At 61.6% G+C, this 8348-nt stretch carries 7 protein-coding genes; 4 read left to right on the forward strand and 3 right to left on the reverse strand.

Annotated elements, in window-relative coordinates:
- Positions 1 to 77: 77 nt before the first annotated feature.
- The gene (locus DCO47_RS23750; protein WP_218279823.1) at positions 78 to 983 is read right to left on the reverse strand and encodes a LysR family transcriptional regulator; all 906 of its coding nucleotides are present in this window, start codon (positions 981 to 983) and stop codon (positions 78 to 80) included.
- Positions 984 to 1096: 113 nt separating this feature from the next.
- On the opposite strand from DCO47_RS23750, the gene DCO47_RS23755 reads away from it, so the two are divergent.
- Both DCO47_RS23755 and DCO47_RS23760 read left to right on the forward strand, forming a co-directional pair.
- The gene (locus tag DCO47_RS23755; RefSeq protein ID WP_083353468.1) at positions 1097 to 1975 is read left to right on the forward strand and encodes an MBL fold metallo-hydrolase; all 879 of its coding nucleotides are present in this window, start codon (positions 1097 to 1099) and stop codon (positions 1973 to 1975) included.
- A gap of 45 nt (positions 1976 to 2020) precedes the next feature.
- Positions 2021 to 2635, forward strand: a complete 615-nt coding sequence (locus DCO47_RS23760) for an NAD(P)-dependent oxidoreductase (RefSeq protein WP_065616691.1) — start codon at positions 2021 to 2023, stop codon at positions 2633 to 2635.
- A 196-nt stretch (positions 2636 to 2831) separates the two neighbouring features.
- Here DCO47_RS23760 and DCO47_RS23765 read toward each other — a convergent pair whose 3' ends face one another.
- The gene (locus tag DCO47_RS23765; RefSeq protein WP_116659046.1) at positions 2832 to 3713 is read right to left on the reverse strand and encodes a LysR substrate-binding domain-containing protein; all 882 of its coding nucleotides are present in this window, start codon (positions 3711 to 3713) and stop codon (positions 2832 to 2834) included.
- 227 nt (positions 3714 to 3940) lie between these two features.
- On the opposite strand from DCO47_RS23765, the gene DCO47_RS23770 reads away from it, so the two are divergent.
- Together DCO47_RS23770 and DCO47_RS23775 are read left to right on the forward strand one after the other, a co-directional pair.
- Positions 3941 to 5578: a 5-guanidino-2-oxopentanoate decarboxylase gene (locus DCO47_RS23770; protein WP_116659047.1), complete on the forward strand. Its 1638-nt coding sequence runs from the start codon at positions 3941 to 3943 to the stop codon at positions 5576 to 5578.
- Positions 5578 to 7026, forward strand: coding sequence for an aldehyde dehydrogenase family protein (locus DCO47_RS23775; RefSeq protein WP_177434372.1), 1449 nt, complete (start codon positions 5578 to 5580; stop codon positions 7024 to 7026). The genes DCO47_RS23770 and DCO47_RS23775 overlap by 1 nt, the downstream gene beginning before the upstream one ends.
- 194 nt (positions 7027 to 7220) lie before the next feature.
- On the opposite strand, the gene DCO47_RS23780 is transcribed toward DCO47_RS23775, so the two are convergent.
- Positions 7221 to 8150: an AraC family transcriptional regulator gene (locus DCO47_RS23780; RefSeq protein WP_042607330.1), complete on the reverse strand. Its 930-nt coding sequence runs from the start codon at positions 8148 to 8150 to the stop codon at positions 7221 to 7223.
- Between the last annotated feature and the right edge of the window lie 198 nt (positions 8151 to 8348).

Below are 8348 nucleotides of genomic sequence, written 5' to 3' on the forward strand. Positions count from 1 at the left end.
ATAGCGGTGTGTCAGTCACCGCTGTGCCGACAGAAATACCGCTATCGCGAGCAGGCTCACTCCTACAAGGGATTGCTTTACAGGCCGGCATCCCACGCGGGATTCTCGGGAAAGCGCTGCACGAGAAAATCGAGCAGGCTGCGCAGCGCTGCGGGCATGTGTTTGCGTGAGGCGTACACCGCGTAGATGTTCATCTGTCGCGGCTCGGCATGTGGCAGCAAACGCAGCAGTTCGCCGTTGTGAATATGCACCCCGGCCTGGTAGGTCGGCAGCATCGCCACACCCGCGCCGGCCAGGGTGGCGCGCAGGAGGGTGCTGGCCTCGTTGGCGCTGATATTGCCCTGCACAGGCACAGAAACCGGTTGGCCATCCTCTTCGAAATGCCACAGGCTCTTGCCGAAGTAGGAATGGGTCAGGCAATTGTGTCGGCTCAGATCTTCAACTGTCCGTGGCGCCGGATGCTCTCGCAGGTAAGCCGGCGCTGCGCACACCACCGAACGACAAACGGTCAGGCGTCGGGCGATCAGATTCGGATCGAGATCGTTGCTGGTGCGAATCGCCAGATCGATGCGTTCATCGACCAGATTCACCGTGCGGTCGAGCATTTGCAGATCGATGCTCACGCCTGGGTAAAGCTTGACGTATGCCGCCATGGCAACGGCCAGTTGCGCCTGGCCGAACGAGGTGCTGACGCTGATCCGCAGCAGTCCGCGCGGGGCGTCATCGGGTTCGCTGACGGCGGCCTGCATGTCGTGCGACAGGTCGATCATCTGCCGACAACGCGGGAGGATTTCACTGCCGGCGGCGGTCAGGCTCAGTTTGCGCGTGGTGCGGTGCATCAGCCGCGCGCCGACCCAGTCTTCCAGCTCCGCCAGATAGCGCGAGACCACCGGCCGCGACAGGTCGAGGTGGTCGGCCGCCGCTGACTGGCTGCCCAGATCCACCACCGTGACGAATACGCGCATTGCTTGAAGCCGATCCATGATTTGCCCGATTTTAGAAACAAACTATGTTCAAGCATCGCATTTTTTGTACTGAGTCTGGCAACTAAGCTCTGTTGCATCGCCAACCTGGCATTCGAAACTCGGAGCAACAGATGATCGGTTTCACCCAGTTCAAACGCGTGCTGCTCGCCTCAGCATTTTTCGCTTTTGCCGCCCATGCGTCCGCTGCCGAGCTGAGCCTCGATATCTACAACCCGGGCACCCAGGCGATTTTCCCGGTCAGCTCGGTGCTGGTCAGTGGCGAGAAAGAGGCGATTCTGGTCGACGCGCAATTCGGCAAATCCCAAGCCGAGCAGGTGGTGGAAAAGATCCGCGCCAGCGGCAAGCAATTGACCACCATCTACATCAGCCACGGCGATCCGGATTACTACTTCGGTCTCGACACCCTGACCAAAGCATTTCCACAGGCGAAAGTGCTGGCCTCGCAGCCGACCGTTGATCACATCAAGCACACCGTCGATGGCAAACTGGCCTACTGGGGCCCGAAAATGGGTGCCGATGTGCCAGCGAAAACCATCGTCCCGGACGTGCTCAAGGGCGACAGCCTGACCCTCGAAGGGCAGAAGTTGCAGGTGATCGGCCTCGACGGCAAACAGCCGGATCGCAGCTTCGTGTGGATTCCGTCGCTGAAGGCGGTGGTCGGCGGCGTGGTGGTCGCCGAGAACATTCATGTGTGGATGGCCGACACCCAGACTGCGCAATCCCACGCCGACTGGCTGCACACCTTGCACACCATCGAAAGCCTGAAACCGCAAACCGTGGTGCCTGGCCATTACCTGGGTGATAGCAGCCGCTCGCTGGACAGCGTGAAATTCACCGCTGATTACATCAAGGCCTTCGATGCCGAAACCGCCAAGGCCAAAGATTCTGCTGCGTTGATCGCGGCGATGAAAAAGCGCTACCCGCAACTTGGCGAGGAAAGCTCGCTGGAACTCAGCGCGAAAGTCGCCAAGGGTGAGATGCAGTGGTAAGCCGAACCTGAACACGCAGCCTTTTCAAGCCAACTGGAGAATCTCATGAGCAAGATTGCAATCATCGGCGCCACCGGACGTGCCGGTAGCCAACTGCTGGAAGAAGCCCTGCGTCGCGGTCACAGCGTCACGGCCATTGCCCGCGATACTTCGAAGATCGGTAATCGCGCCGGTGTCGTCAGCAAAAATCTCGACGTGCTGGATGCGGCGGCGCTGCAGGCGGCGGTAGCCGGTCACGACGTGGTGATCAGCGCAGCGCATTTCGCCACCGTGCCGGCCTCGGCGATTGTCGGGCCGGTCAAGCAGGCGGGCGTTAAACGCTTGCTGGTGGTGGGCGGCGCCGGTTCGCTGTTGCTGCCGGATGACACGCGGGTGATCGACAGTGCCGGGTTCCCGGCCGAGTACAAAACCGAGGCGAGTGCGGGGGCGGCGTTTCTTGAAGCGTTGCGTCAGGAACAGGAACTGGACTGGACTTTCCTGTCGCCGTCGGCGGAGTTTGTCGAAGGTGAGCGCAGTGGCACCTTCCGTGTCGGCAAGGATCATCTGTTGGTCAGTGCGCAAGGGCGTAGCTGGATCACGTTTGCCGATTACGCGATTGCGCTGATTGACGAAGTGGAAACGCCGAAGCATTCGCGCCAGCGTTATACCGTCGGATATTGAGTCAAGACTTTTCCCCTCACCCCAGCCCTCTCCCGGGGGGAGAGGGCGCCGACCGAGTTGTCTTGGATCACGCATTGACCTGAACGACCGTGTCGATTATGGATTCGGCGCGGCTGTGTCAGGTCGATGAATTTCTTGAGCATCCCCCAATCAGTTCCCTCTCCCTGGGGAGAGGGCTAGGGTGAGGGGAGAAGCTTCAGCGCAAATGTGCCTGCTCAACCAGCCAAAGCATCAACTCTTCCAACTGCGGCGAGGGCTTGGCTGCAGCAGGCACCACCACGTAATACGCCAACCCCGTCTTCACCTTCAACGCAAACGGCATCACCAGCCGCCCGGCGTTCAGATCATCACCAATCAGCGACCAGTCCCCGATCGCCACACCTGTGCCATGGGAGGCCATCGACATCGCCTGATCCAGCGTTTCGAAATGCTGCCCGCGACCCAGATTACTCAGTTGCAAACCCGCCGCATCGAGCCACACCGACCAGTCCTGAAGGTCGTGGGTCGGGTGCAACAACAGATGCGCCTGCAGATCATCCGGTGAATTCAGCGCAGGCGAGCCCTTGAGCAATTGCGGCGAGCAGACCGGTGTCAGTTGCTCGTCGAACAGATGCAGCGCGCCTGGCGAATTATCCGGTGGCGGGCCGTAGATCACGGCGGCGTCGAATTGCTCGCGCTGAAAATCCACACCGTGTTGCAGCGAGGCCGTCAGTTTTACCGGCACGTCCGGGCGCTCCTTCTGCCATTGCAGCAGACGCGGCAGCAGCCAGCGCATCACGCAGCTCGGGGCCTTGAGTTGCAAAGTCTGATGTTTGAGTCCGATCTGCTCGGTCGCTTCGCCGATCAGTCCGAAGACCTTTTCCACCTGCGGTAGCCATTCGCGGCCTTCGGCCGTTAACGCCAGACCGCGGGCCAGACGAATGAACAACGGATAACCGAGCTGTTCCTCCAGCCCGGCGATCTGCCGGCTCACCGCGCCCTGAGTGATGTGCAACTGCTCGGCGGCGCGGGTGAAGTTGCAACATTGCGCGGTGATCCAGAACGTGTGCAGAGCGGGCAGGGGTGGCAGGCGTTTCATGGCGATCCGAGGTATGACGGGAGGACATGGCTAGTATGACTTTTAATCGATTGTTGCTGCCAGTTGTGCACCGTTCCAATGAACGCATTCCACGGCTTTTCTGTAGGAGTGAGCCTGCTCGCGATAGCGGTGAGTCAGTCACCGCAATGTCGAATTTCATGACGCTATCGCGAGCAGGCTCACTCCTGCACAAGCTGTGTTTCAGCGAACGAGAAAGGGCAATCGACATGGCAACGTGCGGCGAAGTACTGGTCAGGCTGTTGGAAAATTACGGGGTCGAGCAGGTGTTCGGCATTCCCGGTGTGCACACCGTTGAGCTGTACCGAGGCCTCGCCCGTTCGAGCATCAACCACGTCACGCCTCGCCATGAGCAGGGTGCCGGCTTCATGGCCGACGGCTATGCGCGCACCAGCGGCAAACCCGGTGTGTGTTTCATCATTACCGGCCCGGGCATGACCAATATCACCACCGCCATGGGCCAGGCTTACGCCGATTCGATTCCAATGCTGGTGATCTCCAGCGTGCAGTCGCGCCATCAGTTGGGCGGTGGCCGCGGCAAGTTGCATGAGCTGCCGAACCAGAGCGCACTGGTCGGCGGCGTTGCAGCGTTCTCGCACACGCTGATGTCTGCCGCCGAGTTGCCGGTGGTGCTGGCCCGTGCGTTTGCCTTGTTCCAGGCCGGGCGACCGCGTCCGGTGCACATCGAAATTCCCTTGGACGTGTTGGTGGAGGAGGCCGATGAATTGCTCGCCAGCATGCCGGTGAACATCGACCGTGCCGGCGCCGCACCGGCTGCCGTGAGTCGCATGAGCGAACTGCTCGCCAGCGCGCAACGGCCACTGATTCTCGCCGGCGGCGGTGCTATCGACGCCGCCCCGGAGCTGAGAAGAATCGCCGAGTTGCTCGATGCGCCGGTAGCGCTGACCATCAACGCCAAGGGCATGCTGCCGACGGGCCATGCGCTGTTGATCGGTTCGACGCAAAGCCTGGTCGCCACCCGCGCACTGGTTGCCGAGGCCGATGTGGTGCTGGCGATCGGCACCGAGCTGGCCGAGACCGATTACGACGTGACCTTCGCTGGCGGCTTCGAGATCCCCGGCAAGCTGCTGCGCATCGACATCGATGCCGATCAGACCGTGCGCAACTACCCGCCGCACGTCGCACTGGTCGCTGATTCGCGCAACGCCGCGCAGGCATTGCTCAGCACGCTGACGCAAAAACCGCTGGCCGAGCGCCGAACCGATTGGGGCCACGCTCGAGCCGGGCGTTTGCGCGATGAGCTGGCCGCGAGCTGGGACGCGCCGACGCTGGCGCAAACCCGCTTCCTTGAAACGGTGTTGCATGAATTGCCCGACGCGGTGTTCGTCGGCGATTCCACGCAACCCGTGTACACCGGCAACCTCACTTTCAACCCCGAGCGTCCCCGCCGCTGGTTCAACGCCTCCACCGGTTACGGCACCCTCGGCTATGCGTTGCCTGCGGCGATTGGTGCGTGGCTCGGTGGACAACTAGACAACGGCACCCGTCCGCCCGTGGTGTGCCTGATCGGCGACGGCGGCTTGCAATTCACTCTGCCGGAACTGGCCAGCGCCGTCGAAGCGCGGGTGCCGGTGATCGTGCTGCTGTGGAATAACCAGGGTTATGAGGAGATCAAAAAGTACATGGTCAACCGCGCCATCGAACCGGTCGGCGTGGACATCTACACCCCGGACTTCGTCGCCGTGGCCAAGGGCCTCGGTTGCGCCGCGCAAGCCATCAGCAGCGTCGACGAACTGCGCGCAGCGCTGCGCAAGGCGACGGACCGGCAAGGCCCGACGCTGATTGAAATCGACCAGAACCAATGGATGCAGGCGGTGGCCCCATGATCAATTTTCCAACCACACTCGATGGCCTCTACATCAACGGCCAATGGTCGTCGGGCCGTGAACACCTGCGGGTGATCAACCCCGCTACGGAGGCGCTGCTGACCACGGTCAATGGCGGTGACGAACAGACCGTCGATCAAGCGATCAGCGCCGCGTGCGAAGCGTTCAAACACTGGTCGCAGACCACCGGCACCGACCGCGCGGCGATCCTGCGCAACATTGCCAATGGCGTGCGCAAGGGTCGCGAGCATTTGATGAACCTGCAATCGAGCAACAACGGCAAACCGCAGTTCGAAGCGGCCATTGATGTCGATGACGTGATCGCCACGTTTGAGTATTACGCCGAACTCGCCGAAGGCCTCGACGCAAAACAGGACAGCCACGTGCCGCTGCCCAGCGCGGATTTCAGCGCGCGCCTGCGTCGTGAGCCGTGCGGCGTGGTCGGGTTGATCGTGCCGTGGAATTTCCCCATGGTCACCACCGCATGGAAACTGGCACCAGCGCTGGCCGCCGGGTGCTGCGTGGTGCTGAAGCCGTCCGAAGTGACGCCGCTGCCGGAGCTGGAACTGGCGGCGATCATCGCTGAATCCGGTTTGCCCGACGGCGTGTTCAATCTGGTCTGCGGTACTGGTCTGGCGGTGGGGGCGCCGTTGTCGGCGGATCCACGTATTGCCAAAATCTCCTTCACCGGCAGCAACGCAGTTGGCGTGCAGGTGATGCAACGCGCTGCCGAAACCGTGAAGGGAGTCAGCCTGGAGCTCGGTGGCAAATCGTCGTTGCTGGTGCTGGCGGATGCCGATGTTGAGCTGGCTGTGGAACTGGCGTGTGGCGGTGCGTTCTTCAACGCCGGGCAGATGTGTTCGGCCACCAGTCGGGTGCTGGTCGCCGAGCAATTGATGGATGAATTCCTTCAGCGTCTGCAAAAACGCGCGCAGGCGATTCGAGTCGCCGATCCGTTCGACCCGGACGTGGAGATGGGCGCGATGGTCAATCAGGCGCAATACCAGCGGGTACTCGGGCATATTGATCGTGGCCTGAGTGCGGGGGCGCGTTTGCTCTGTGGCGGCAATCGCCCGGCAGATTTGCCGCGGGGCTATTTTCTGCAACCGACGGTGTTCACCGACGTGCCGCTGGACAGCGCGTTATGGCGAGAGGAGATTTTCGGGCCGGTGGTGTGTGTGCGCAGTTTCGGCAGCGAAACCGAAGCGATTGCCTTGGCCAACGACACCCGGTTCGGCCTGGTGGCGAGTGTGGTGACGCGCGATGCCGCCGCAGCAGATCGCGTGGCCAATGGGTTGCAGGCGGGGCTGGTGTGGATCAATGCACCGCAGGTGATCTTCCCGCAGACGGCGTGGGGCGGATACAAACAGAGCAGCATTGGCCGCGAACTGGGGCCTTGGGGGTTGGCGGCGTTTCAGGAGATCAAGCATGTGATTCGAGCGGTGTAAAAGCCGACCCTCACCCCAGCCCTCTCCCCGAGGGAGAGGGAGCCGACCGAGGTGTCTTGCGATGTTCGCCGACCTGAAAAATCGAGTCGATTATGGATTCAAAGGTAATCGTTCAAGTCGGTGAACCTCTTCAATATTCCCCAATCTGTCCCCTCTCCCTCTGGGAGAGGGCTAGGGTGAGGGGCTTTTAACGGTCAGACCGACAGCCGCAGCCGCGCCAGATCCCGCAACGGCGGTGCGCCAAACAGCCGGCTGTACTCGCGGCTGAACTGCGACGGGCTTTCATAGCCCACGCGATACCCCGCCGCTGACGCTTCCAGTCCTTCGGTCAACATCAGTCGCCGCGCCTCTTGCAGGCGCAGCTGCTTCTGATACTGCAACGGACTCATCGCCGTCATCGCCTTGAAGCGGTGATGCAGCGTCGACACGCTGAGGTTCACTTCCCGCGCCAGATCATCGATGCGCAACGGCTGCTCGAAATTGCCGTTGAGCCATTTGATCGCCTGGCTGATGCGATGGCTCTGGCTGTTGGCAATCGCAATCTCATACAAGCGATGACCCTGCGGGCTGCGCAGCAGGCGATAGAGAATCTCCCGGCGAATCAGTGGCGCGAGCATGGCGATGTCTTTCGGCGCGTCGAGCAATCGCGCCAGACGCAACACCGCGTCGAGCATGGCGCTGTCGATTTTTTCCACGTACAGACCACGGCCGGTCGGGCGCGTCGGCACGCCCATCGGGCCGGCGTCGGCGATCAGCGCGGTGATTTCCGTCGGGTCGATGTCGAGGCGCACGGCGAGGATCGGTTCTTCGGGGGAGACGTTGACCACCCGTCCGCTGAGCGGCATCGAAACCGACACCACCAGATAATTCAGCGGGTCGTAATTGAAGAATTCGTCAGCCAGTCGGACCTCTTTACGCCCCTGCGCCATGATGCACAGCGCCGGCTGCGCGAGCACCGGGGCGAAGTCATGGGACTTGGTGTGGCGCGACATGACCAGCGAGCCGATGGCGGTCTGGTAGCTGCCATCATCGCTGGTGTTGCGGCGGATGATCGCCGCCAGCTCCGCGCGCTGCTTTTCCATGTCGGCGCTGGGTTCGGCTTGAAAACGATCGAATGACGTCATGCACGGCATCCTCGGCAAGTGAGGGGGAATGCAACAGAGCATATGTTTGTGCAAGCAGCGGCGGTAGACACATTCTGCCAAATGCTTGCCTGATTCTGCCCTGAGGTGCGCACATGTCTCCCGCCATACGATCCTGTAGGAGCTGCCGAAGGCTGCGATCCGTTGATCTTCAAGGCAAAATCAAAAGATCGCAGCCTT

The sequence above is a fragment of the Pseudomonas sp. NDM genome (genome assembly GCF_003105095.1).
In the GTDB taxonomy this organism is placed as follows: Bacteria; Pseudomonadota; Gammaproteobacteria; order Pseudomonadales; family Pseudomonadaceae; genus Aquipseudomonas; species Aquipseudomonas moraviensis_A.

Coding starts and splice junctions, on each gene's coding strand:
- DCO47_RS23780 (WP_042607330.1), bottom strand. CDS start 8,150: ATGACGTCATTCGATCGTTTTCAAGCCGAACCCAGCGCCGACATGGAA.
- DCO47_RS23765 (WP_116659046.1), bottom strand. CDS start 3,713: ATGAAACGCCTGCCACCCCTGCCCGCTCTGCACACGTTCTGGATCACC.
- DCO47_RS23770 (WP_116659047.1), top strand. CDS start 3,941: ATGGCAACGTGCGGCGAAGTACTGGTCAGGCTGTTGGAAAATTACGGG.
- DCO47_RS23755 (WP_083353468.1), top strand. CDS start 1,097: ATGATCGGTTTCACCCAGTTCAAACGCGTGCTGCTCGCCTCAGCATTT.
- DCO47_RS23750 (WP_218279823.1), bottom strand. CDS start 983: ATGGATCGGCTTCAAGCAATGCGCGTATTCGTCACGGTGGTGGATCTG.
- DCO47_RS23760 (WP_065616691.1), top strand. CDS start 2,021: ATGAGCAAGATTGCAATCATCGGCGCCACCGGACGTGCCGGTAGCCAA.